This is a genomic window from Pseudoalteromonas sp. HM-SA03, from assembly GCF_002289345.1.
In the GTDB taxonomy this organism is placed as follows: Bacteria; Pseudomonadota; Gammaproteobacteria; order Enterobacterales; family Alteromonadaceae; genus Pseudoalteromonas.
This window is the reverse complement of record NZ_NSDG01000083.1, coordinates 1-25,027: the sequence shown is the minus strand read 5'-3', so window position 1 is coordinate 25,027 and position 25,027 is coordinate 1. Positions and strand designations below refer to the sequence as shown.

At 43.5% G+C, this 25,027-nt stretch carries 22 protein-coding genes and 1 pseudogene; 18 read left to right on the top strand and 5 right to left on the bottom strand.

Features of this window, described 5'->3' with window-relative positions; translation table 11 throughout:
- Nucleotides 1-59 precede the first annotated feature (59 nt).
- Entirely contained in the window at nt 60-2,063 is a 2,004-nt protein-coding gene (locus CKO50_RS16760) for a beta-propeller domain-containing protein (protein ID WP_095729082.1), read from the bottom strand.
- Nucleotides 2,064-2,273: 210 nt separating this feature from the next.
- On the opposite strand from CKO50_RS16760, the gene CKO50_RS16755 reads away from it, so the two are divergent.
- Genes CKO50_RS16755 through CKO50_RS16740 form a run of 4 tightly spaced genes read left to right on the top strand, consistent with a single transcriptional unit; the run spans nt 2,274 to nt 5,463 of the window.
- Nucleotides 2,274-3,149, top strand: a complete 876-nt coding sequence (locus CKO50_RS16755; RefSeq protein ID WP_255230211.1) for a MipA/OmpV family protein — start codon at nt 2,274-2,276, stop codon at nt 3,147-3,149.
- A complete protein-coding gene (locus CKO50_RS16750) occupies nt 3,124-3,528 on the top strand; it encodes a DUF3019 domain-containing protein (protein WP_255230209.1) in 405 nt (134 codons plus the stop codon). The genes CKO50_RS16755 and CKO50_RS16750 overlap by 26 nt, the downstream gene beginning before the upstream one ends.
- The gene (locus CKO50_RS16745; RefSeq protein WP_095729079.1) at nt 3,528-4,217 is read left to right on the top strand and encodes a response regulator; all 690 of its coding nucleotides are present in this window, start codon (nt 3,528-3,530) and stop codon (nt 4,215-4,217) included. The genes CKO50_RS16750 and CKO50_RS16745 overlap by 1 nt, the downstream gene beginning before the upstream one ends.
- A 7-nt stretch (nt 4,218-4,224) precedes the next feature.
- Nucleotides 4,225-5,463 (top strand): ATP-binding protein, encoded by a 1,239-nt coding sequence (locus tag CKO50_RS16740; protein ID WP_095729078.1) that lies wholly within the window; start codon nt 4,225-4,227, stop codon nt 5,461-5,463.
- Between the two features lie 125 nt (nt 5,464-5,588).
- Here CKO50_RS16740 and CKO50_RS16735 read toward each other — a convergent pair whose 3' ends face one another.
- Genes CKO50_RS16735 through CKO50_RS16725 form a run of 3 tightly spaced genes read right to left on the bottom strand, consistent with a single transcriptional unit; the run spans nt 5,589 to nt 10,394 of the window.
- Nucleotides 5,589-6,791: an MFS transporter gene (locus tag CKO50_RS16735; RefSeq protein ID WP_217989660.1), complete on the bottom strand. Its 1,203-nt coding sequence runs from the start codon at nt 6,789-6,791 to the stop codon at nt 5,589-5,591.
- 36 nt (nt 6,792-6,827) lie between these two features.
- Nucleotides 6,828-8,579 (bottom strand): ABC transporter ATP-binding protein, encoded by a 1,752-nt coding sequence (locus CKO50_RS16730; protein ID WP_095729077.1) that lies wholly within the window; start codon nt 8,577-8,579, stop codon nt 6,828-6,830.
- Nucleotides 8,580-10,394 (bottom strand): ABC transporter ATP-binding protein, encoded by a 1,815-nt coding sequence (locus CKO50_RS16725; RefSeq protein ID WP_095729076.1) that lies wholly within the window; start codon nt 10,392-10,394, stop codon nt 8,580-8,582. It lies immediately after the preceding gene.
- A gap of 434 nt (nt 10,395-10,828) precedes the next feature.
- Here CKO50_RS16725 and CKO50_RS23750 point away from each other — a divergent pair, with 434 nt between their 5' ends.
- The 12 genes and pseudogenes from CKO50_RS23750 to CKO50_RS16670 all read left to right on the top strand — a co-directional run bounded on the left by CKO50_RS23750 (nt 10,829) and on the right by CKO50_RS16670 (nt 21,123).
- A complete protein-coding gene (locus CKO50_RS23750) occupies nt 10,829-11,029 on the top strand; it encodes a hypothetical protein (RefSeq protein ID WP_141240156.1) in 201 nt (66 codons plus the stop codon).
- 65 nt (nt 11,030-11,094) lie between these two features.
- Nucleotides 11,095-11,738 (top strand): annotated as a pseudogene (locus CKO50_RS16720) (thioesterase II family protein).
- Between the two features lie 333 nt (nt 11,739-12,071).
- Nucleotides 12,072-13,028 (top strand): ABC transporter substrate-binding protein, encoded by a 957-nt coding sequence (locus tag CKO50_RS16715; RefSeq protein WP_095729074.1) that lies wholly within the window; start codon nt 12,072-12,074, stop codon nt 13,026-13,028.
- Nucleotides 13,029-13,047: 19 nt separating this feature from the next.
- On the top strand, nt 13,048-14,061 hold the full coding sequence (locus CKO50_RS16710; protein WP_095729073.1) for an iron ABC transporter permease: 1,014 nt from the start codon (nt 13,048-13,050) through the stop codon (nt 14,059-14,061).
- Nucleotides 14,062-14,069: 8 nt separating this feature from the next.
- A complete protein-coding gene (locus tag CKO50_RS16705) occupies nt 14,070-15,131 on the top strand; it encodes an iron ABC transporter permease (RefSeq protein ID WP_095729120.1) in 1,062 nt (353 codons plus the stop codon).
- A gap of 8 nt (nt 15,132-15,139) precedes the next feature.
- A complete protein-coding gene (locus CKO50_RS16700) occupies nt 15,140-15,970 on the top strand; it encodes an ABC transporter ATP-binding protein (protein WP_217989659.1) in 831 nt (276 codons plus the stop codon).
- A 23-nt stretch (nt 15,971-15,993) separates the two neighbouring features.
- Entirely contained in the window at nt 15,994-16,380 is a 387-nt protein-coding gene (locus CKO50_RS16695) for an ATP-binding cassette domain-containing protein (RefSeq protein WP_095729071.1), read from the top strand.
- Nucleotides 16,335-16,844 (top strand): ATP-binding cassette domain-containing protein, encoded by a 510-nt coding sequence (locus CKO50_RS16690; protein ID WP_176474693.1) that lies wholly within the window; start codon nt 16,335-16,337, stop codon nt 16,842-16,844. Before CKO50_RS16695 ends, CKO50_RS16690 begins: the two co-directional genes overlap by 46 nt.
- Complete coding sequence (locus CKO50_RS16685; RefSeq protein WP_095729069.1) at nt 16,841-17,206, top strand: hypothetical protein; 366 nt, start codon at nt 16,841-16,843, stop codon at nt 17,204-17,206. The genes CKO50_RS16690 and CKO50_RS16685 overlap by 4 nt, the downstream gene beginning before the upstream one ends.
- A 269-nt stretch (nt 17,207-17,475) precedes the next feature.
- Nucleotides 17,476-19,614: a TonB-dependent receptor gene (locus tag CKO50_RS16680; protein ID WP_095729068.1), complete on the top strand. Its 2,139-nt coding sequence runs from the start codon at nt 17,476-17,478 to the stop codon at nt 19,612-19,614.
- A gap of 96 nt (nt 19,615-19,710) precedes the next feature.
- A complete protein-coding gene (locus CKO50_RS16675; RefSeq protein ID WP_095729067.1) occupies nt 19,711-20,499 on the top strand; it encodes an NAD(P)H-binding protein in 789 nt (262 codons plus the stop codon).
- A 315-nt stretch (nt 20,500-20,814) separates the two neighbouring features.
- Entirely contained in the window at nt 20,815-21,123 is a 309-nt protein-coding gene (locus CKO50_RS16670) for a hypothetical protein (RefSeq protein ID WP_095729066.1), read from the top strand.
- Nucleotides 21,124-21,192: 69 nt separating this feature from the next.
- On the opposite strand, the gene CKO50_RS16665 is transcribed toward CKO50_RS16670, so the two are convergent.
- On the bottom strand, nt 21,193-22,122 hold the full coding sequence (locus tag CKO50_RS16665; protein WP_141240154.1) for a helix-turn-helix transcriptional regulator: 930 nt from the start codon (nt 22,120-22,122) through the stop codon (nt 21,193-21,195).
- Between the two features lie 1,004 nt (nt 22,123-23,126).
- Here CKO50_RS16665 and CKO50_RS16660 point away from each other — a divergent pair.
- Together CKO50_RS16660 and CKO50_RS16655 are read left to right on the top strand one after the other, a co-directional pair.
- Entirely contained in the window at nt 23,127-23,660 is a 534-nt protein-coding gene (locus CKO50_RS16660; RefSeq protein ID WP_095729064.1) for a hypothetical protein, read from the top strand.
- Between the two features lie 138 nt (nt 23,661-23,798).
- Nucleotides 23,799-24,758, top strand: a complete 960-nt coding sequence (locus CKO50_RS16655) for a DUF3137 domain-containing protein (protein WP_095729063.1) — start codon at nt 23,799-23,801, stop codon at nt 24,756-24,758.
- Nucleotides 24,759-25,027: the final 269 nt, after the last annotated feature.

Below are 25,027 nucleotides of genomic sequence, written 5' to 3'. Positions count from 1 at the left end.
TGCTACAGTTCACCGCTTGGCAACGAAACAGTGTACAGCAATTCAAAAAAGGAATTAGATTAATGCGGTCCGCTGTTATCAGCAGGCGTTTGCCAATTGCTCTGCCATACGTAGTTGCCATGGATATAAAGTAGTTTATCAGCCTGAATAAGCCCTCGATCTGCTTCGGTATACCCGAGTGCTTTGTCACTCGCTATCGGTGTTGATACCTCAGCACGGCTACTCCCGCGATAAGTGAGTGTTGAATCCACACCGTGTATAATTTCAAATGCGGCAAGCTCGTTTTGACTATACCAGTTATAGCTGTTTTCGTTCACTTGTTCTGTATTCCAATAAACGATTGGCAAAGTGAACCGGGTTACCGAGGCATTATCTTTTAGTATGGCCAAAGCGCGATAATCATATTCCAGCGGTGTAAACCCCCCTGCAAATGTATGATCTTTTAATAGCTTAGGCTCAGCAGGATTTGCCACATCAAACAAACTCACTTTGGTACCGGGCTGCACGTTTCCATCAGAGTCTCTAAGGTGCTGACCTACCCCAAGCAACAAGCCATCACCAACAGGGTGAAGATAAGAAGAGAAACCAGGGATCTCTAAACTTCCTACCATTTTAGGTTGTGATATTTTAGATAAATCTAAAACATAGAGAGGATCTATTTGTCTAAAGGTCACAATGTAGGCCGTATCGTTAAAGTATCTAACCGCATAAACGTCTTCATCAACAAGCCCCGTATCCGGATTTATTTTGCCAATAGGTGTTGGGTTTTGGCTATTTGGCAGCGTAGCCACAGTGTTGAGTTTTGTGCCTTCTGGTTTAAGTACATATAACTTATGGCTATTACCAATCTCAGTATCATACTGGCTCGTTACTACGCGCAGAACGCCATCTTTTTCATCAAATCGAGTCGCAGTCATCGTATCGCTGACACGAGCAAGTTGACCTTCCACCTCACCGGTTGCTTGGTATGTTACCCCTTCATCCGTTAACAATAACTTATGTAATACTATGCCTGATGGATCCCAGATTGATGTATTGACATCACCATCACTACCCTTAAACGAGTAATTGTAAAGATACACAGCTGTTGCAGACATATAAAACCCAAAAGCGCGCGTACTGACGCAAGTTGTTTTCACCTCGTCAGGATTGCGAATGTCAATCTCAGTCACTGTTGTTAAGCCATTAAATCCATCTTGCGCGGTAGCATCTGCTGGCAAATAACAGCCATCTGCCGCGACCAGAGGCGCTACACTTCCTTGCTTTAAATTTCTAAATTGAGGCAATAAATCGTTAATGTTAGTGTCCATTAAGCGATTGTAGCTTGCTACTCTGTCAGTGCTATTAAAACCACTGTAGCGTAAAGTATGGTCAGCGATAACATAAAGTTTGTCACCAATTAGTCTGCTGCCAACTAATGAACCATCAATTTGAAAGCGCTTTTCGACCTCAGCCTGTGCGGGTAGAGACACGTTACTAAAAGCGAGTTCAATCACACCTTGATAATTGACCTCAGGTTGAATCTCTTGCGATGACATATCATCCTGAAAATCATACTCATAATCCATTAATACGCTGATAAGTTGATTGTTTTTAAGGTAAAGATTTTGGCTTGCAAACTCTGAATCTGATACCGCTAATTCATTAACCTGTGTAGGAACACCCGTTGTCTCTGTATCTAAGATCCTGACGAAAGTTTTGCTGTCTGTATCCGTGTATGCAACACTGGTCGAGCCGCCGATAAATAAGTAACGGCCATCGAATTTAATACGGTCGCTTTCTGATATTCCTTCAACCAGTTGATTAGTGCCTGAGTAAGGTACATCATCTGCGGTTACAGATGGGTTTTCCAAATCATCGCCATTATTCAACCCACCGCTGGCAACGAAAATACCGTTTTTGATAAACTGACTAAACTGAGTTGATGAAGCTGACTTCAACGGTGCAGAACTGTTATTAAGCGCATTAAGTTCTGGTAATTTATCTTCATCATTGTCGTTACTACCACCACATGCGCAAAGGCTAGCGGCAAGCGGAAGACTGAGCCAAATTTTGCATCTCATGATATGTTTCCTTGTAAGTTAGGTGTCAACGTAAGCCTAAACTTTCACACTAAAATTTCTGTTATCTTCGCAACTTGTTTTGTTATTTAATGTTACCCTTTCTGGTAATTTGTACAGTGACTGGTAAATTACACTGGTAGTAATAATGCGCTTTGATTGACACCTCAAAAAAGCCAGTGCAAAGCCCAAATTCAGAATTGGAGTTCCAAGTTGAATAAGTTCTTAATGGCCTTAACCTTGCTGGTTGCCACTCAGGTAAGTGCCACGGCGGTGTCATGTGACGCCAATGACAGCGAGTGTACGCCAGTAGATGAATGGCGATTTGGCATTGCGCTTGGCGGCGGCGTGATCTCCAACCCACTCCATGACGGTGAAAATATTCCCTTGATTGTTGTGCCCTATATTAGTTATTACGGTGAACACCTCTTTCTTGATAATGGAACTTTGGGCTATACCTTTCACTACACTGATAAATTTGATCTTAGCTTGATCGGCACATTTAACACCGAGCAGGCCTATTTCGAGAAGTTTCACCCAAGTAATATATTCGTGCAAAAAATGGGGTTTGATGCCAGCAATGAACTACCTGGCGGCGAATTTGCCGCAGAACAAACGGCCATCTCCTTAGACAATATCGAGTCGCGAAAATGGGCTATAGATGGCGGCGTTTTAGCCCACTGGATAATGAGCGATAGCGTAAAAATCAGTGCTTCATGGCTCACCGATATCACCAACACTTATCAAGGTTACAATGCCGATGTTGGGGTTAGCTATCGTTTTAGGTTCAATAATTTACCTAACACTTATGTGTTTATTAAAGCGGGGCTAAAATGGAAAAGTCGACAACTGGTGGACTATTACTACGGCATAGACAAAGCGGATACACCGAATAGTGAGCTATGGTATAAAGGCAGTTCAAGCTTCCAGCCTTATGTTAGCTTTGCCTATTCTTATCCCGTAAGTGAGTCTTGGACCTTCAAATTTAACGCTAAATATCAGCAACTTGATAGCACAATGACAGATAGCCCGATAGTCGAGGATAGCTATACCGCGACGGTTTTTGTCGGGGGAAAATATGAATTTTAGGCTGTACTTAATCACAATTATAATTTTCAGCGCACCAAGTAAAGCTTTAACCAAACCCAACAATGGCATTAAATTAGAAATAAAACCTATTACATGTATGGTGAAACAAGCAGGACAACGCTGCGAAATGACGGCAAAAATTGCTTGGCAGGCACCGACCAAAATGAACTTATGTTTGTTTCAAGAAAAACAAAAATTACAATGCTGGGAGCAGGCCAAGGAGGCAAAATCAACACAAATTATCCACCTCTCAAAGTCCATGCTCTTTACCCTAAAAGATGCTAAAAATAACGTTGTTGCAAAACAAAATATTGAAGTACACACAAGCGTCAACCAACAATATAGACGCAAACTCAGAAGCGATTGGAGTGTGTTTTAATGGCCAAGGTATTACTTGTCGAAGATGATGTAAAACTAGCGGAGTTAACCGCAAAGTTCTTAATCCATAATGGCTTTGAAGTCGTTCAATTACACAATGGCATTAACGCCATTAAAGCGATTGAAGCCGAAAAACCCGACATTCTCATTTTAGATATTATGCTACCCGGACTTGATGGTTTCTCTATTTGCAAAGCTGCGCGCGGTGAGTTTAAAGGGCCGGTTTTATTCCTTACCGCCAAAGATAGCGACTTCGATCATGTAAAAGGGCTTGAAATCGGTGCTGATGATTACATCATCAAGCCTGTTGAGCCGTATGTACTACTTGCCCGCTTGAATGCGCTATTAAGACGTACACAAAATGATGAAGCTCAATCTGACTCCATTACCTTAGGCGAATTACAAATAGACAAATCAGACCGTAAGGTCTATTTGGCTGGAGATGAGGTTGAGCTCACAAGCTATGAATTTGATTTACTGAAGATACTGGCTGGTCATGCAGGCGAAACGCTAAGTCGAGACTATATCTATAAACATGTTGTTGGCCGCGAATACGACGGATTAGATAGAAGCGTTGACGTACGTATTAGCCGGTTGCGTAAAAAGCTTGGCGACAATCTAGAGCAACCCGCAAGACTCATTACCGTGTGGGGCAAGGGCTACCTCTGTTCTAAGTCTGCTTGGGGCTAGTGTATTTGTGCTAAAACTATTACTCAGCCTCTATTTAGCTGTGTTTACCAGTATTGTCGTCATCAACCAACTGAGTGAAGCTATTTGGTCTCATTGGGTACACTCCGCACCTGATGAGTTGCGACACGCAAAGGCGGTCGCTAATACGCTCAAAGCGAGTATTTCCTCACACAACTTACCCCAAGAGTCAGAAACTGTCAAAATACTCAATATGGACGATGTCGCTTGGCTACCAGAGCAAGCCACTACGTTAATGCAAGGGGGGATTTTGACGAGTTTTGACGATGAAGGCAGTGCATGGCTCACTTTCAAAGTACCTGACTCAATGTTGCTGCTGCAATTAGGACCGTTAGCACCAGCCGCTTCAGCTGCCAATAAACAGTGGATCATCAAATTGCTTTCTTATGCCGTGCTCGCGTTTTTACTTATGCTGTGGATAAGGCCCTTGTGGCTCGATTTATTGCAACTGAGATATATCACCGAAAATCTCACTCAAGGTCAGCTACCCAATGCGGCCCGGCATTCCCGGTTTTCTGCTATTTCAAATTTAACCGAGCAGATCCGCGATTTGGCATCTCAAGTCGCAAGGCTAATTGAAAATCAAAAACTACTCGTTAATGCGGTTTCTCACGACCTGCGAACCCCACTTGCCAGACTCAAATTTGCTTTAGCCATGTTACCAGAGCAAAGCCGTGAGCAAGCAAATGATATGGCGGACGATGTGGTCGAAATGGAAGCCATGATTGATGAAATGCTGGCCTACGCACGGCTTGAATTTGAAGTAGATAAACTTGAGGTAACACCACTGGATCTTTGCGCGCTTGTCGACGACCAGATAAACAAACTCCGTAAGCTCACCGATAAACAAATAACTCTTAATAAAAAGAGCACACAGGTTATCGTCTCAGGTAACGCTCACTACCTCTCTCGAGCCATTCAAAATATTGTGCAAAACGCCGATAAATACGGTCGCTCAAATATCGAAATTAGCCTTGAATGTGACAAAAGCAACGCTTATCTTCATATTGAGGATGATGGCGATGGGATCCCTAAATCTCAGTGGGAATCGGTTTTTGTTCCCTTCTCCCGCTTAGATGAAAGTCGCAGTAAAGATAACGGTGGTTATGGCCTCGGGTTGGCTATCGTGCGTAAAATCGCCACTTGGCATCGCGGCAGTTGCTATGTTGGGTTTTCCGAACTTGGCGGCGCTAAGTTCACTCTGACTTTACCCCGCGCTTCATCTTGAAACTCTGATCACACGCACACCTGCTGACCTATGTGCGTGTATTCAAGGCATATAGAAGTTGACGGACGCTACCCTAAGAGATCACAACGGCTAAAGAGCAAGTAACTATCCCGAATTTTGGGTGATTAAGCGCGAGTGCGAGCTGGGATCAGAGCGACTAATAATAGCATTCCTGCTATTAGCCCATACGGCAACCCAATCTCAATTTCATAAATAACAGTACCAATAACCGGGCCAACTACAATACCCAGTCCTTGCGCTGCTGATATCGTTCCAGCCGCCGCACCTTGTTCATCAGCCTCCACCGAGTTTGCAGCCAAAGCAGAGACAGACGGATATATCCACCCCATACCAAAACCAGCGATACCATAGCACACCCAGAGTGTGATAGGCGTTAATGCAAAAATCGCAGACACAAATCCAGCGGCAGCGATGACTCCGCCGAATTGAATTAGCCGCGCAGGCTGCCATTCAAGCTTCTGGAGTGCTACTTGCGCGATAATCAGTGCCACACCAACAGTCGCAAGTGCAATCCCTGCAGCACGTGCAGTGTCAGCAGGGTCAAGCTGAAGCCTATCAAGGACAAAAAAGCCAACTGTGATCTGCGCAACAGCCACACAAAAAGCTGCTATAAAAGCCACGGTAACAGGTCGACGTAGCCTTACATCCGTTAAACGAACGCGATTGTTGCTGGGTTTTGCATGTCGTTCGTACCTTGGCAGTACCCGCCAAAGAACAATCAAGGCAATAAGGGGCAACATTGCGGAAATATACAAAGGCATGCTTAAGCTAAAAGGCCCAAGTAATCCAACAAATCCAGGGCCAATCACCATACCAGCCGCACTTGATGCACCAATCCCCGCCATCGCTGCCGCACGTTTTTTAGGCACAACATGATCCGCGACTAAAGCGGCGCAGGTTGCGGGTACCGCAGCATAAAACATCCCAGCGAATCCACGTCCAACTACTATGCCTGCAAATGCAAGCACGGGCACTATTGCGGTCTGCATCGCAAAGTCGATAAAGATTGCTAATGATGCATAGCTAATGACAAAACCTGTAAGCCCAAACAGTATCACTGGGCGTCGGCCTTTTCGGTCACTAAGACTTCCCCAGAACCGTGCCATAATAACCCAAGCAATTCCAGCAACGGTCATCGCCGTGCCAATTTGCCATGCTTTGAGCCCGATCACATGGGCAATAGGACCCGCTAACGCAGTAAACCCCATCACCGCCATTGTACAAACAAATGTCTCAAACATCAGCGGCTTCAGACTAAATGCATCAACCGCCTCTGGCATCCCCTCATTGTTGACTAAATTGGTCATTTGGTTTCCTTTTTATGATGGCAATACAAATTCCTTTTACACAAATTGCATAGCCTGTGTATTCCAAAGATATGTATAGTGTCCCCTCTGCGCTAACAGGCGATGGTGACAACCCGACTCCACTACTTTACCTTGCTCAAGTACAATAATGTTATCAGCACCCTCTATACTAGAAAGCCGATGTGCAATGGTCACCACGGTACGATTTTGCAACAGGTTATTCATGGCGATGATTACCTGTGATTGAGTAATAGGATCAAGTGAGGCTGTGGCTTCATCAAGCAGTACAATAGGTGCATCTTTTAATAGTGCTCGGGCAATTGCAATACGCTGTCTTTGACCGCCAGATAGCAATAACCCCCCATCGCCTACTCGGGTGTTTATGCCATTTGGTAACTTGTCGATAAACTCTAAGCAGTTAGCCGTTTTACACGCCTCTATCACTTCTTCATCGCTGGCATCAAGCCGACCAATACGAATGTTTTCAACAATACTGGCATCGATTAACTGGATATCTTGAAACACCATACCAACTAACTGATGCACGCCCTTTGAGCCAATGTTTTTAAGATCTAAGCCACCGATTTTCACACAACCTAAATTAGGGTCAAAAAAGCGTGCGCATAAATTTAATAATGTTGACTTGCCACTACCAGATGCACCAACAATGGCCATTGTAGTGCCTTGCGGCACACAAAAACTCACGTCATCTATAACCTTTTTAACCCCTTGTTCAAACGATACTCGTTCAAACTCTATGTCAAAATTGCTTGGTAATTGGGGGTTATCTGGCTCTGCCAACACAGGCTCGTTTAAAATAAGCTCAAGCTTGCGTTCAGACTGCACAGCCATACGTAAAACCGTGAGATATTCGCCAACTTCTTGCAGGGGCTCAAGTAGTTTTATTAGCAGCAAAGCAAATAGAATAGCGGTAAAATCTATGCCTGAAAAACGGTGCTCTGGTAAGGTTATGGCTAGCATCATCACAAACATACTGAGCGCCATATTTAGCACGATGCGATAGGTTAATACGGGACCGGCTCCCCACATTTCCACTTGTAGGCTATGCTGCTTTGTTTTCTCTAACTGCTTGGCAAGATGGGACAACCATGTTTGTGCTTGGTCATATAACTTGAGGGTTTTTAGTGCTTCAATATAATCGGTAATAGTACTGGCACTTTGACGATATGATTGTTGCTTAGCTGTAGCGACTTGCACGAACTTTCGTTTTGACATCTGCATCACCCACAGTGCTAAAGGCAACAGAATCAATACACTAAGGGCATAAATAGGAGTAATAAATAACATTACCACTAGACCAATCACAGGTGTCACCAAAGCAGAAATCAATTCCGGAGCTATATGGGAAAAAATACTCTCAATTTTTTTTATATCCTCAGTGAGCACTTCTAGAAATTCACTGCTGTGAGTGCGTCGCACACGCCCAAGAGGCAGTTTTCGTACATGATTAATCAATTTAATACGATACGCATGAACAACTTGGTAACTGCCAACAAAGCTTTGATATTGGCCTATATATGCACACAGCAGTTGCATAACAAAGCAACCACCTAGCGCCATCAAATAACCCATTGGTGTTGAAAGCCAAGGCTCTATTTTTGACGTGGTTAAAAACGGCTGTTGTAGCCAGTGGAAACATAACAGCAGCGGTGCAATTGCTACACTACGTTCTAACACTCGAAAAACAACGCCCGTATAAAAGCGCCACTTGCCAGCGCTTGCATGCCCTATCACACGGGCAATACTCAATAATGCTTGTCTGTCCATTTAAGCCTCATAGTTTATAGGTTGGAAATCTGACGAGCCTTTTACCAAACGTTGTTGCTCTCCTTCGCTGTGTTGCAGCAACCAACTGCGGCGATAATAGTCGCAACTCGATAACAACTCGTCATGAGTTCCCTGTGAGACAATTTTCCCCTCTTTCAAGACAAGGATCTGACCGATACTTTCAAGGCCAAGATACTTGTGGGTGATCACCAAGAAAGTGGTGTTTGGATAATACGTTTGAATAGCCTGATAGAATTTGGATTGTGTTACATTGTCCATTGCCGCCGCAGCTTCATCTAAAATCACCAAAGGGGGAGCGGCCACCAAAGCACGTGCAATAGCAATACGTTGTTTTTCTCCCCCAGACAAATTTTGTCCACGCACTTGTACCTGTGTTTCGAGACCATCAGGTAATTGGCTTATCCAGTGCTTTATTTGAGCAGCCATAATGGCACGCTCTAGTCCATCGGAGCTAATATGGCTGCGACCAAACAAAATATTATCTCGTAACGTGCCCTCAAATAAGTAGCATTCTTGCGTTACCACGCTCATAAACTGCGATCGGACACTATCACTTAGTAAATTCACATCCTGCCCGAATAGTTGCACTTTACCTGATGAGGGAGACAATAAACCACATGCCAACATAGCAAGCGTGGATTTACCATTACCAGATGCACCAACTATAACATTCAACGAATTAGGTACTATCTTAAAGTGCACGCCTGCCAAAACCTGATGAGATTGGTAAGCAAAATCCACGTGATGAAACTGCATCAGCGGCAACCTTTTATCAACTTTAACAGGTGTGCTAGCTGAATTAGAAAAGCGCGCCATGTAGATAGGCGTGATCCGTTTAACGCCAGCGAGTAACTCGTTTGCTTCCATAAAAAAACGACTCACTTTGATGATTGGGTTAAGCATGCCAACAGCCAATAATATACTTAAAATAACCTGCTCAGTAGTGACACTTTGCGTACTATGTAAACTAATCGCTGCAGGTAACAGGCAAACAAAAGATGCACCAAGTAATGCAGTGTATAATGTCCAGCCTGGTACTGTTTGAGCGGTGAGTTCAAATACCAACTTTTGGTATTTATCCAACTTTCGATTTAAAACGGCAAATCGTTCACTGTCTAAATTATATAGCTTCATCAACGGCATATTTTTAACGTAGTCACTTAGTGTCGTGGTCAAATCCTCTGACACAAGGCTAAACCGCTCGTACTGACCTGCTGTTTTATGCATAAATAAACCACTAACAAAAAATGCTAGCGGCACAACAACAACCGCACTGAGTGCAAGCCGCCAATCTATAAATGCGATCACCGTAAAGACGACACAAGGTGTAAGGATTGCGTTAAACAACTCAACACTTTGATGGGCAATAAAGTTTTCAATATGCTCAACATCTTGCAATATATTTTGTTTTAAAACGGCGGGGTTTTGAGCACTGAGCCATAGCAACGACATATTTGCCAATTGGGTTGCGAGTGTCATTCTAACTTTAGTGAGCGCCTTAAAAGAGACTTGGTGGCTGAAGTAATAGGCGCCCATAGCACACCCAGATTTCAATAAAATCGCGCCACAAATCCCTGCAGCAATCCATAACAATTGTTCAATCGAAGCCGATAAAGGATTAAGTAAGGCTTGAATAGAAAGAAATAACAAATACACAGGCACGATTTCAAGCAAAGTGACAAGCACCATTAGGCTAAAAGCTATCAACATTTTGCCTTTATAAGGTGCACAGATAGCAAAAATAATTGACCAGGGACTGCAATGTCCCTCGGTTTCATGCGATTCAACACGCATATACCTACTCCTTTAAATGCGGTTAAAAATCTGTCGTATAAACTAACCCTAAGCGGTATTAAAATCGTGCAACAACGCAAATATGCTCTTGCCGACCCCTAGCTTGTCAAGATATCAGATTTATATCAACCAAACGTGCAACTTGAACAGCAGAGTCAACCATTAAAGACTAGAACAAATCCCTTGCTTGTACCTCTGGTTTACATCGCCACCTTTTACCACACTGTGACTTATCTAGTCACAATAAAAAATAGTGACTAGCCTACTGCAGCAACCCTGACAACGCTCCCCATATCCGCTCGATAACCCCCAGATCGGAAATAAGTATAAGCTCTCTGATCTGCACGCAAATTTCCCCGAAAAAATTACCGATAGGGGCATACAACAACTTTTTGGGCAAGAAAACTTCATGACAAATAACACTTGCAGTTGCCATGGTCCAACGTATTGTGTCCACATGTCCAAGTATTGAGCATGTCTTGTTCGCGAGTGATACACCAAGCGATCCCCCGTATACATCCCTTTCTCAGTTAAACAGCAACTTCCACCTAGTGTCAGACCAAAGTACCGATGTTGCACAGATCTACAATTGGTTTAACGAACTTGGTTGCGATATTCAACCTCTTGATTTATAACATGGAAAGACAAACTCCATGACAGCTTTGTGCGCAGCTTTGTTGAGCTTTACTTCAAGCAAGGGATGGATTCGGGTGGTCACCACCAATACACCAACAACAGTGCGTGTTACCGCATTTTTAAAGCACGCCCCAACGCCTCTAAACGGTTAATCATTTTGCCTCATGCAGGGGGCAGTACAAGCTACTTTCGTCACTGGGCTAATATCGCCGACTCAGATTTAGAAGTCGTGGTTGTACAATACCCAGGTCGTGAAAACCGCATGGCTGAGCCTTTGATTTCAGACATGGATCGTTTGGTCGGCAACTTGGCCACAGATCTTAAAGCAATACTCAACAAGCCTTATATCTTGTTTGGACATAGTATGGGCGGTGGTATCGCTTGCGAACTTGCCATGCGCATTCAGGCCTATCGCTATCCGCCTCCAACTCAACTGGTGGTGTCTGCTGTTGAAGGGCCTAGTTGCCACCATGCGACCGAAGTACACAAAGCCCCGAAGTCATGCTTAATGAGCTTAAACGTCTTAATGGTACGAAGGTTGATCTCAATGCCCTTCCAGAGCTGCTAGAAATGATGTTGCCGTTGCTGCGCAATGATCACCAGTTAATCGAGACTTATAAACCAAACCTCAATGCACCAAAATTGCAGTACCCAATCACCGTGATGCTCGGGTCAACTGATTCCGAGCTCACCTATGAAGAAGCCTAAGCCTGGCAACAAATGAGTAGTCAGCCCATCAACATTGAGGTCTACGAAGGTGGCCGTTTCTACTTAGCCAATCATGTTGAGGCTATTTTGACACATTTGGGCACGCTGTTCCCAGTGCAAAAAACATGGTTGTGTGCACCTTAATCTGCAAATGTACTCGCCGGTTGGGGAGCAAGTTTGTTCAAACAAGGAGCTACCCCACTGATCCTTCTTCCAGCACTGATAAAAATTATCTCTTTTGGGGATTACAAACCCGATGTGGGTAGTGCTGGGTTTTTAAGCATTGCAAAATGTACCTATTAAACCAACTCAATTATTCGCAAGGAAACGCTAATGCGTCGCTTCATATTGCTATTTTGTGCATGTTTATCAACATTATCGTCTCTCAGCGTTAATGCTCAGTTTCCTGTCGTAGTGAAAGATGACCGCGACAAACTTGTTACTATTAACACTTCACCCAAAAAGGTCGCCGCGGTCTCCGTATTTGGTGCTGATTTACTCAGTGCTCTAGATATGCAAGCTGTAGCGATCTCAACACTCAATCATCAGATGTCACCCTACCTCGGTGAGCAAACTAAACATATGCTAGATCTTGGTGAAATTCATGAGACGAACTTGGAAGTATTGACTGCGCTACAACCCGATCTCACCATCGGACTGCGTACCTACACAGAACCATTTGAAGCCAAATTTGAGGAGATCAGTCCCTTTTTAGCTTATGACTTGGTCACCAAATCCGACTCAGATCGGGCAATAATCTCTGCGGCTAAAGCGCTGGGCAAGGAAGCGGAAGGTGCTGAATTAAACCGAGTATTTGCAGATCAGCTCAAGCATTTTGCAGCTACACCTCTAAAAGCACAATCTGTGGTATTTTTGTGGCATTGGTCAGATGTACCTTATGCATTTTACGACCATCATTTTACCGTTGAAATGATGGCAACTCTCAAAGGTAAAAATAGCGTCGGCACCTCTCCACAGCCGGGCTTAAAAAAACTTGATTCCGCCCCGATCTCAATGGAGTCTTTGCTAAAGCTTAACCCTGATGTAATTATTTCCTTCAAAGGCGAACCAGGGCCCTTTAAATCACACCCAGTTTGGAAGCAGCTCAAAGCCGTTACCAATGGCCGCGCTTACCGAGTTGCAGACCATTACGTGATGCCTCACGGCCCAATTGCAAGAAAGCTCATCTTACAAGAATTAGCGCACCTATTGCACCCTGAGCAATTTGCCCCCCCAAGCGATCTGGCCAATAAAGCACGGGCCACACCAATGCAATTTGGTCATTTATAGCAGGTAATGTAAGCACGCTATGATTTACTTAGAAAGACTTCGCGTCACTACAACGCCCACTGGCTTATTTCTAATCGGTGTGTGTATGTTACTACTCAGCCTACTGCTGTCTTTAACAATCGGCGACTATCAGCTCACATTACAGGAAGTTTGGTCAGTACTTATTAACCCATCAAAGTCACAGGCTAGTTTTGTCGTTTGGGAGCTGAGACTACCTCGCCTAACATTGGCCATCATTGCAGGTACAACACTTGGCATAGCAGGAGCCATTATTCAGGCAGTAACACAAAATGAGCTCGCATCCCCAAGCCTCGTTGGCGTCTCCTCTGGTGCCGCATTGGCTATTGTACTGGTTCTCACTTTTACCGGTTTAAGTACCTACTTCCAATTTATAGCGGGTATATTTGGCGGTGCTTTGGCGATGTCAGCCACACTTTGGCTTTCTTGGAAGCAAAAACTAGAGCCTGTGAATCTTATTCTATCTGGTTTATGCGTTTCTCTGTTTTGCGCCGCCGCAACAACTTTGCTACTAATCTCGGTAAGCACTGACACTAGAGGGTTGTTTTATTGGTTGCTTGGCAGCGTTGCAAATCGCACTTGGCAGCATGTGTCGTTATTGGCTCCTATCGCATTGCTCGGTGTTATTTTATGTACACTGTTAGCCCGCCCGCTCACCATTTTACAACTCGATACCGATGTCGTAAAAAGTATTGGGGGAAATGTAAAGCGCTGGCGTATTCAAACGCTCACTGTTGCCGTAGTGCTAACTTCTGCCACTGTGGCTGTTACAGGTCCCATCGCTTTTGTTGGGCTGGTTGCCCCTCACCTGTGCCGCACTTTACTGCCCAAGCACCTGGCTTATGAGTACCGCTATGTCTTATTTGGCAGCGCACTAAGCGGCGCTGTGCTTGTCAGTCTTTCCGACTTATTGGCAAATTATCAGGAGATCCCTGTAGGTATACTATGCGTGCTGTTTGGCGGACCAAGCTTAGTTTGGCTCATCCAATCTCGCTATCAGCAGGCGTCTATATGAATCGAACAATGACTATATCCGCTTGCCGAGAAACTAGACCTTGGCCTTTTTATGGTCTATTAACCTCACTCATCGCGCTACTCATTTGCTTATTTTTTACCGCGCTATGTATGGGCTCTGTACCACTGTCGATGCAATCTGTGTGGCAGATACTGATTTCCTCAATACCGCAAAATAGTGATTCACACATCCTTTGGCAGCTGCGTTTACCTCGCTCATTGTTAGCCATGTTGGTTGGGATCCATTTTGCGCTGGCAGGACTAATTTTACAGGCCGTGATCCGCAATCCTCTTGCCGACCCAAGTATCTTAGGGGTCAATGGTGGCGCGAGTTTAGCCATCGTACTTTGTTTACTTGTGGTGGATTATATTCAACTTCATGTATTCGGCTTCAGTGATTTCATTTTTAACTTTGCTTGGCTTCCCGTTGTAGCATTGCTCGGTGGGGTGTTGGCCACAGCTTTAGTGTTGAAACTTAGTTGGCGACAACAGCTACAGCCGAATCAATTGGCACTTAACGGGGTCGCAATAGGCGCGGTGCTAAATGCTCTAGTTATGTGGGCCATTTTGGCATGGGGAGGAAATCGCACAGAAACCAGTTTGATTTGGTTAGCAGGTAGTCTGTATGGCAGAGACTTTAGCCACGTGTTTTTGCTTCTTCCTTGGACATTTATCGGCGTACTTGGTTGCTTCGCATTATTAAAGTACTTGTCGATACTGCAATTAGATAGCGATGCCGCACGAACTTTAGGGCTAAACGTCACTAGGTGGCGTTTAATCAGCTTATTGATAGCGGTGGCATTGGCGGCCAGCGCCACCGCTATCTCGGGCCCACTCGGATTCGTTGGTTTAATTGTACCCCATTTCGCCAAAGTGCTTCTTAACCGATTCGGCTTGGGTACCAGCCTCCCCCACCTGATGGCAGTCTGCATGTTAGCTGGGGCCTCGTTAACGCTGGCGGCAGATATTGCAAGCCGAACGCTCATCTCTCCTTTGGAGATCCCCACAGGCACGCTAACCACCTTGATGGGCATTCCCATCTTGCTGTTATTGATCCGCCGCCAAAATTAGGATTTATCATGTTAAATGCAGATCAAATAACCTTACATTACCAACATAGACCTGTGCTAAAAGACTTGTCTGTCTCCATCGCACGTCATCAGATCACCGCAATTGTCGGTCCTAATGGCAGTGGTAAGTCCACCTTACTTAAACTACTTGGCGGACTCATTCAACCGCAGCAAGGGACTATCTCTTTGGATCAACAACCGCTTCACCAATGGTCCCCTAAAACGCTAGCAAAGAAACTCGCATTACTTGGCCAAAGTCCACAAGCTCCAAGTGGTATGCTCGTTAAACAGCTTGTTGGCCATGGTCGGTTTCCCTATTTAGGGATGTTCAACACACTATCGCAACAAGATCAGGATGCCATTACTTGGGCGCTCAAAAAGACCAAACTTGAAGCGTTGCAACATACGCCGCTACAACATTTATCTGGTGGTGAGCGTCAAAGAGCATGGTTAGCGATGGCCTTAGCACAGCAATCTGAAATTTTACTCTTAGACGAACCTACGACTTACCTAGACTTAGGCCATCAGTTTCAGCTTTTAGACTTACTTAAGCAGCTACAAATTCATGAACACAAAACCATTGTGATGGTGCTACACGATATCAATCAAGCCAGTCAATTCAGTGACCGAATTATCGCTCTTAAAAATGGCTCAATAATAGCTGATGGCACACCGCAACAAGTCGTCACAGAGCAAATCATTAAACGGCTGTTCAACATTGATGTTTCAATTGTGCCTCAATGCTATGGCCAGATAACTAAGCCGCTGTGCTTGCCACTTGGGACACAAGATCAACTAACCTCAAACTCAGCGGCACCACTGCGCAGTACCGCAATCTAAAATCAATAACAGAAGCTAGTGAAATGGAATTAGAAATTCGTGACATATCAAAAATGTATGCAAACGGTGTTCACGCACTAAAAGATATCAATTTAACCATAAGCAAGAGCATGTTCGGCCTACTTGGTCCCAACGGGGCTGGTAAAAGCAGTATTATGCGTACCATTGCCACTCTACAAACGCCCGACAGTGGCAAAATATATTTTGATGGACAAGATATCTTCACAAACCCTACTGAGTTCCGTTGCCAGCCGGGCTACTTGCCTCAAGATTTTGGAGTTTATGCTAATGCATCCGCCACCGATATGCTGGACCATTTCGCCCGCTTGGAGGGTATTTACAATGCCAAGGAACGAAAAATGAATTGTTGGAGCTGGTTAACCTCACAGAGCATTGTCATAAGGCGGTAGATACATACTCAAGTGGCATGCGCCAGCGTTTTGGTATAGCGCAAGTTTTATTGACCAACCCTAAGGTCATCATTGTTGATGAACCAACCGCGGGACTAGACCCTGCAGAGCGCAACCGCTTTTATAGTATTTTGCACCAACTCACTGACAGTGCCATCGTGATCCTCTCCACACATAGTGTAGGAGACGTCACCAACCTTTGTGCTGATATGGGGATCCTCAACCGAGGAACGCTACTAGCACGCGGCAAGCCCGATGAGCTCGTCGCCTCAATAGAGCACCAGATTTGGCACAAATCAGTATCAAGAAATGAGTTGAAATATAGACTACGCTTCGTAGCCACTTGGGGTTGTTTAATAGCCATGATAGCCATGGGCTACCGAGAAATATTAGGCGGTGAATGGGATACTCTCATGCAAAGTGGCAGAGTTGCACGCAGCATCATGCCTCAGTTTAGGGCTTGAATACACCTCTCACTCATGAGCAACAAAGTCAGCTCAGTTTTGCGGCTTCAGCCAAATATCAAGGCTATAGTAATCGCGCAACTGATTACATTGGCAAAGTGACAAAAAATGCCAGCTATATTGATGCAAATTTTTGGCCCTCCATTGGGTTCGAGAAAAACGCCTTAGCATTAACGCACCAACCATACGCCAAAAGTAAATCGCAGCTTGTTGTTTATAAGGTGTCACAGCTCATATCGGCACAACAGTTGTACCTTAAGCTGTTGCAAGCCGTAAAGCAGCCTAAACATGAAAAACAACTAGATATATTATTTCAGCAAATGACGCTACATGACGCAAAAGTGCAAAATCTATCTCTGTAAACCCCCATTACAAACGATTAGGGCTGCCACATAAGCGCCCTAATTACTATCGGCCTTGTTCGCTACCTTTAAAAAAAACCGCACAGAGGGGTAATGGCCGTTTTCGGGTAGTGGCTTTCCTTGCTTATTCAGACAATAACGGGCAATAAAAACAGGGCCGACCAAATGGTCAACGCTGACGAGAAGTAAGCCTAAAAACCCATTTCTAGCGCAGCATAACTCAATGCCCAACTACTCTACTATTCGTTGTTACTAGGAGCTAATTTACTATGTTTCGTTATAAGCTGACGTCTACGGCCAACCCTCTCTTCTCCACCTCTAAACTCAACTATTATATTTCACGTACCTTGTTAGCAATGAGTTTAGGTGTTTCCTCTTCAGCAGTATTTGCAGATGATCAAGCCAAACATATCGACTTGGAACGAATCGAAGTCACTTCTGAAAAGCGTACCGTGAATATTATGGAAGTTGCTTCTAGCGTAACGGCTATTTTTGGACAAGAACTTGCCGACTCTGAAGCCTATTCCATCACAGATCTTGGACAAGCAATCCCGAGCGTTCACGTTTATAGTTGGGGTGGCCGAAGAGACAGCAATGTATTTATTCGTGGCATAGGCCCAGGTTTATTCACCGAACCCACCATAGGTTTTTACGTCGATGGCGTGAATTATAGTAGCAATAGTATTTTTGATTTGGACCTTGTGGATATAGAGCGTGTTGAGGTCCTAAGGGGACCTCAAGGCACACTATATGGCGGCAATTCTCTAGCAGGTGTTATTAATATCATCACCAAGCAACCAGACGAAATGCCGGAATTCAAAGGCATCTTTTCTGCCGATAACTTTGGCTCAAAGCGAGTTAGATTAGGTGTGAATACCCCCTTAACTGCAGACAATCTATTTCTCGGCTTATCAGCTTCGGCGTACAATACCGATGGGCATCTTGAAAATACCTACTTAGATAAGGATTTTGGTGCTCGTGACGATCTGAGTGCGAGAGCTAAACTTAGATGGGTCGCGTCAGACAATCTTGAAGCCAATTTTGTGGTGGATTATGAACGTTTTCGTGGCGATTCGTATGCGATGGGACAACTTGAGCGTATCAAAGCCAACCCAAATCAAATAGAACATGATTTTGAAGGAATTGATGATCGCGATGCACTTGGGGCTTCGGTTACACTGGATTATAGCGGTGACAATGTAAACTTCATCTCGATCACAAGTTGGCGTGACTGGGATAATCTAAACACCGCGGATCAAGATACAGGCAATGACGCAGGATATCAGTTCCATAGTCACTCTCAAGAAGATTTTGATCAGCTCTCCCATGAAATGCGTTGGAGCTCTAAAAATACTGAAGGCTACCATTGGCTAGTCGGGTTCTACGGCTACCAATCAGACACCCTGAATACGACACGAAATGATCTAAACTACTCCGCTATGTACCCAGGTAGTGGACCCATGGTTGATCGTTCGGTTATCGGGAAAGATGACCAAGCTTGGGCGGTATTTGGTCAGGTTGACTACGCAATCACTCAGGACATTACCGTCATTGCAGGTTTGCGCTACCNAAAAGCCGATATTAACATCGACGCTCAATCCTCTGGAGTAACCTCAAAATACGGCGGCAAAGAAGAGTTCAGCGAAGTTCTGCCCAAATTAGCCCTCTCTTATCAAACAACCAATAATGACCTTGTTTACGCATCTTGGAGTAAAGGTTACCGAGCAGGGGGGTTTGACACATTATATCCCAACTTAAGCAAGCCTAGCTTTGAGCCTGAATACAGTAATAACTATGAAATCGCCTATAAAGCACTGGCACTAAAAAACCAACTGAGCTTTTCAATCACTGCATTTTACGTCTCGTTGGACGACCAACAAGTGCAACAGATGTTAGAAAACACCACCATTATCACAGATAACGCTGGCGAAAGTACCAGCCGAGGTATTGAATTTGAGTCGCGCTACCAGCCCCACCCGGATTGGACCATTGGCTTCTCAAGTAGTTATGTTGACGCCACTTATAGTGAGTATGAAAGTGTGAACTTTGCAACAGGTGCAATAGAAGACTATTCCGATAATCGTTTACCAAATACACCTAAGATCAGTGCCAACCTGTCCATTAGCAATCGTACAGAACTCAACAGCGACTTCACCTTATTCACACAGTTAGAAAACATTTATATGGGCGATCACTACTTTGATGCAGGTAACCAAATGAAGCAATCTGCATATCACCTTTTAAATGCCAAAGTAGGACTTGAAAGCGAAAGCTGGTACGCGCACTTATGGGTGAAGAATGCGCTTGATGAATATTACTCAAAAGTTGAATTTAACTTTGGTTTCGGTGTCACGGCAGAAGCAGGAAACCCGAGAACCATAGGCCTCACTGTAGGTACTAATTTCTAAACCAATGACGAGTGGAAAGTGGCGCACGCACTAAGCGCCACCGTGACGTTGTATAAATAATATCAATGCGTTGATACGCTTATTAAGGGAGTTACCATGCAAGCTCAATCCGTGTTATTGCTCGGTGGTACAGGTCAAGTAGGCTTAAAAGCAGCTGAGTATTTACTTGAGCATACACAAGCCGCACTTACGTTTGCTTCACGTAGAAAAGCCTCATTACCCAGTGCAATTTCGCAACATCAAGACCGAATAAATACTGTACAACTTGATGTCCAAAACACCGACGATTTAAAAACTCAGTTAAAGAATACTGATCTGGTCGTCGCCGGTGTTGGCCCCTCAGGCATTATTGGCGATCAAATAGTATTGGCCTGTAAAGAGTTAGGCGTACCAATTATTGATGCTGGTGGCTATGATCCTGTGTACGCGTCTCTTCACGAGCATGAAAATAAGTATAATAGTTTAGAAGAGCAATACGTTGGCCGAGACGCTTGGAGCTACAATTCGGCATGGGACATTATAAATGGGTTAGGAGACTTTGGTCACAAGCGTGGCTTTTGTTACTTGGAAAACCAGCAAGTTAAACGCGAAAAGTTCTCAAAGGCTGGTGCTAAAGCACACCTTCCTGCTCCCATAGGCACCGCATCTACTATGTTGATTTACGCAGAAGAAATCGTACAACTCGCTAACGAACACGGCATACAAACAGCTAAAGTCTACGGTGCTAATCTAGGGCCCCGCGCTATGTTTGTTTGCATGATTGCCAAGATATTCAAGATGTACAAAAACCATAAAACTATGCTCGTGCGGCACGGTGATGATGTAAAGCCTCAGCTAAAGATATGCGTAAACTCGACCCAATTTACGCCGTTGATGCCTAAATAAAATGTCCTGACAACTGCATACATCATAATCAAGTCATTCTAGAAGATACCTACCAGGCTACAGGCTTTATCATCGGCATAGCAGCTAAGCAATTATTAAACAACCAAATCACCAAAACAGGTCCAATGATGCTACATGAAGCTGTTGATGCCAATCATTTTATAAAAGATCTCGAACAAGCAGGTGTCGTTGCTGGGCTTATTCTTTCTAAATCAGACAAAAACACCAAGGAGAATATACTGAAATTTGGAAGTCCATCACCAAAGATATGAGTATGTTTAGCTCAGGTTATGGCCTAATCCTGAATCCTTTAATATGTTCGAAAACAAGGGGGATGTGATTTTAGAGTACTGGCTCACTTGGCTTAGAAACTACGCCAAACTTGGCCTATTTACACTGAGCGAATCAAAGGTTGACTCCTCGACGATTTGCATATCTATCACCGACTGTGCGTATGCAGCTATGTTTAAAGAACTTGGTTGCCCTGAGCTTGCCGAGATGGAGGAAGAAGCACTCACCTTTTTAGCCAGTCAGAGTAATTTGAATATAACTTGGGACTGTAAAGGTGAAGGTGCTGTAGACATCACTTTGAATAAAGCACTAACGCTTCAGGCCGTAGGATAACAAAAAAGGCGACGAAAAATAGATTTATGTGTTGCGCAAAAAGCCCGCAGAGCATACTCTCAAAAGTGATTAACCATAGACAATACTGGGAGCCAGGTTCAGTCTCGCCTCTTTAGGCAACACCCCAAATTGTTTTCTAAAAGCCACGCTAAAATGGCTCACATTGCTATAGCCCAGCGAGATGGCTGTTTCCGTTACGTTATTGTCTTTTAATAGGTTCATTGCTTTGTGCATTCTTTCTTCTTGAAAACAGCCATAAACCGTATTGTTAAATAATACCTTAAAGCCTTTTTTTAGCTTACACTGGTTCAATCCAACCACCTTAGCCACATCTGAAATGGTAGGAGGACAACTAAGATCGGATAATAAAAAATCTCTAGCTGCCATAAGTTGCTTTTTCTCCCGAAGCGGGAGTTGGTTGCTCACGTCTACTGATTTCAGTGCAGTAAGATGCCAATATAGATAGTCCAACGTAGCAGAATGCAGCAGCAGAGGGTTGGTTTCTTGATCTGTTATCAACTTATGAATACGATTCGCACATGTGCTGACTTTTCTACTGGGGCCACTTTGCTTCACAAAGAATGACATACTTTTCCCTAGATCTACACCACTGAGCTCTTCACCAGCAAGCTCATTAAGCACTTCGGGTTTTATCATGATCTCCAAGTTACTAAAATCATTACTATGGTAAGCACAGAAATTCTCCCCACCCGAAAAACCAATATTGAAGTCTCCGCACTCACATTGTAAAAGCGTATTACCAACCGTCGCTTCAAACTTCCCCGCAAGAACACTGTTAATATGAATATATTGGTCATCGCCAGGAAATACATGTTTAGTATCAGCAGCCCCTAAATCTTGCGCTGAGGATAGGCCCACAGAAAGCCCTGGCATCAACTGCACAAAATTTTGCCCAACCACATTATCAATCTGCTGCTGTTTATTCGCTGTACTTATTTCAATGTCACTACACATAGTTATTTTTAACCTCCCTTCCAATCCCCGTATCACTCAGGCATCTGTAGCTAATACTTCCTTTAAAGAAACATGTAAGTTACCGAGAACAGCCTGATGTTTCACCATATCAACAAGTCAGATGAGAATGACTTTCACTATTAGTTATTCAATCGTATATTGCTATCTATTACATCACCCATTATTAACCGCATCATAAAAACAAAAAGTTAACAAATGAAAAACGATAAAAATAAACTCTGAGTTATGTTCCCCAAGAAGTTAACACTAATAAAAATCATTCTCAATAAGATATTCCAAAAAAATACAATTTTCGACTGGGGATTTGCACAAGGAAAGAGTTAGAACATTCCTTATTTATATTAGAGAATTAGGGATAGCGTCGCTTTCGTATCCTGCCACAGTCAAGGTACCAAATCTGAGGTGTTATACCAATTTCCGCAGTTTGGCGCCAAAACAGACCGCTCTAAATGAGTTAGTTATCCATAGTCAGCGCTATCCAGACTAAAAGACTGTGTGCACCTGTATAATAAGCGGTAATTGGACAACCTCGGGGATTGGACTGCCAACCTTAATAAACAAGTTGTGTATCTAAGCCAAGGTGGGATGCTGTGCATTGTTTTAGTACTGGCCTGCACCGACGCTAACACCTGAGTGTTGACGAGAGCCACTATTTTGTTTCAAAAGTAGTATTAGTAACATTGCGGTATCTGTCAGTTATCACTCTTAATCTTATCCAATTTATATAAACAAACTAAAATCCCGGCGCATTTAAAATCATGCGGACTTGTAATATTCTTAGATGAATTTTTTGGCTATTTACCTCGATGCTCCGATAAAGTATAACAGGCTAAATGTAGGGCGCTTTTAACAAAAATTAGCAAGAAAAATAACGGCCTTTGAACTCGTATACAAATGTAAAATGGTGACTTTGTTCGATACTTTTGTGATCATAGACCTCGTTGCCTGTAACGAGATGCAAAATCAGATCTTACTTGACCATTGATAATAATAAAAAGGTATTAAAAATGAATATAAAATCTTTGTGCTTGAGCACGACCATCTTGCTTAGTACCATCACGTTAGCAAAAGAACCCCCCATGGATATGCAAACATTACTGGGAGAATACATTTCTTGGGCTCAACAAACTGAGTCTCAAGGTAGAAAAGTAGGGATACCGCTTGACGCCAGAGGCATCACATTGGCAAAAGAAATCGGGATTAAGCACCCAGAAAAAGTTCGCATCATTTACCTTGATACCGTCCCATTTCCTATCGAGAACAAAGCACTAAAGGCTATGGGTGAGTCTCTGGGCTTTATTGGCGAAGGGATAGTAAACAACGCTCAGGTATTCGGATACTCAATTTACGTTCGCCATGGATTTAAGTTAAATAGGCCAAAACTTGCGCACGAACTGGTTCACGTCCTGCAAATCGAGCGCGCTAATTTTGCAGATGTACTTCGCCAACACATCTCGGATATGCAAAAGTACGGATACGAAAACGCACCTCTCGAAGCAGAAGCATTCGAAGCTAATATTAAGTACGCGATTCAAGAGTAAACACTTCCCTAAATTAGCAAAAGGCGTCATGCAGAAAGTTGTACTCGCCTTTTATTCCCCTCTCCTCACTCTTACTTTATAAAGTATTACAAGGTACAATTTTTTCTCAATCTCCATTGCAACTAACAAGGAAAGTTAATGCCTTTATTAGAACAAAGGTCTCTCCATCATATTGATCCACGTCTAGCTGGCATTGAGATGCAGTTAAAAGAGGCCTATTACAATTTAGATAAAACCACATCCAGCTTTGATAGCGACCTTGACAATAAATCGAAGTCGTTTAAGCGCTATAAATGGTGGGCGATTGGTATTGCAATCCCCTTACTATTTCTTGCGCCTTTTCTCTTAATCTCAATTATTCCTATCTACTTTTTGTTAAAACATTCTCTTAAGTCTTTCACTAAGGGTGTGTTAACTAGAGCTTATATGGTGGCGCCAATTGCTTCGGCGCTTAACTTAGAATATTCGGTAGGTGGTAATTTACTTATCTGCGAGGAAGCAATCAGTGCAGGTATATTAGCCAAAGGAGGACGAGCTGTGGCTGAGGATGGATTTAACGGCGAAGTAAATGGCATTCCCTTTTACTTTACTGAAGTGCATATACGCACGCATCACCAGAATAATGACAGTAAACGTTTGTTTAATGGTGCAGTTATAAAGCTGATTATGCCTGAACCTGTAGATACTCCAATCGTGGTGTTACAAGATGCAGGGCTTTGGAACATGCTGATAAATCGACGTCAATCTTTAAAAGGGTTACAGCGAGTTAAATTTGAACAAGAAAACTTTGAAAAAGAGTACCTAGTCTATGCTAAAGACGAACAAACCTGCCGCAAAGTACTCACGCCAGAATATATGGCGCAATTGTCGCAAGTCAAAACATTCTTCTCCTCCGACAACCTACCTAAAGGACTAAAAATTCCAAAAGTAAAAGCACAAATGTTTATCGAAGGTAGCGATATACTGATCTCTCTTGACTATGGTGCTAACTTATTTAGCCCAAAAAAACTGCAAAATGAATATGATCCCAGCTGGGCTGAAGATATCGCAAAACAATTTTTACTGATTGAAAATCTAGCAAAAAGCCTGGTGCGCTAGCGGCAGGCATGTTTTTTTGTAGTTAAAAATACGATAACCCGACGCTAAATACAGCGACACCCACCAAAAATTGAGCGTGGATACAGCGGTATTTAATACTGGTAATAACAACCGCTGTAGCAATCTTAACAATCAAGGAACGGAACTATTTAGTTATTTAGTTATTTAGTTATTGTTTTACATTAGTTTACACGTGGCTTTGTAACTCCCCCAAAAAATGAAACAGTTTATAAGTAGAATTTTCCATTAACTAAAATAGGAAAATTTAC

Excerpts from the sequence above, each read along its gene's own strand:
- CKO50_RS16760 (WP_095729082.1), bottom strand. The coding sequence starts at position 2,063 with ATGAGATGCAAAATTTGGCTCAGTCTTCCGCTTGCCGCTAGCCTTTGC.
- CKO50_RS16745 (WP_095729079.1), top strand. The coding sequence starts at position 3,528 with ATGGCCAAGGTATTACTTGTCGAAGATGATGTAAAACTAGCGGAGTTA.
- CKO50_RS16735 (WP_217989660.1), bottom strand. The coding sequence starts at position 6,791 with ATGACCAATTTAGTCAACAATGAGGGGATGCCAGAGGCGGTTGATGCA.
- CKO50_RS16730 (WP_095729077.1), bottom strand. The coding sequence starts at position 8,579 with ATGGACAGACAAGCATTATTGAGTATTGCCCGTGTGATAGGGCATGCA.
- CKO50_RS16725 (WP_095729076.1), bottom strand. The coding sequence starts at position 10,394 with ATGCGTGTTGAATCGCATGAAACCGAGGGACATTGCAGTCCCTGGTCA.
- CKO50_RS23750 (WP_141240156.1), top strand. The coding sequence starts at position 10,829 with ATGGTCCAACGTATTGTGTCCACATGTCCAAGTATTGAGCATGTCTTG.
- CKO50_RS16715 (WP_095729074.1), top strand. The coding sequence starts at position 12,072 with ATGCGTCGCTTCATATTGCTATTTTGTGCATGTTTATCAACATTATCG.
- CKO50_RS16710 (WP_095729073.1), top strand. The coding sequence starts at position 13,048 with ATGATTTACTTAGAAAGACTTCGCGTCACTACAACGCCCACTGGCTTA.
- CKO50_RS16705 (WP_095729120.1), top strand. The coding sequence starts at position 14,070 with ATGACTATATCCGCTTGCCGAGAAACTAGACCTTGGCCTTTTTATGGT.
- CKO50_RS16700 (WP_217989659.1), top strand. The coding sequence starts at position 15,140 with ATGTTAAATGCAGATCAAATAACCTTACATTACCAACATAGACCTGTG.
- CKO50_RS16695 (WP_095729071.1), top strand. The coding sequence starts at position 15,994 with ATGGAATTAGAAATTCGTGACATATCAAAAATGTATGCAAACGGTGTT.
- CKO50_RS16675 (WP_095729067.1), top strand. The coding sequence starts at position 19,711 with ATGCAAGCTCAATCCGTGTTATTGCTCGGTGGTACAGGTCAAGTAGGC.
- CKO50_RS16670 (WP_095729066.1), top strand. The coding sequence starts at position 20,815 with ATGTTCGAAAACAAGGGGGATGTGATTTTAGAGTACTGGCTCACTTGG.
- CKO50_RS16660 (WP_095729064.1), top strand. The coding sequence starts at position 23,127 with ATGAATATAAAATCTTTGTGCTTGAGCACGACCATCTTGCTTAGTACC.
- CKO50_RS16655 (WP_095729063.1), top strand. The coding sequence starts at position 23,799 with ATGCCTTTATTAGAACAAAGGTCTCTCCATCATATTGATCCACGTCTA.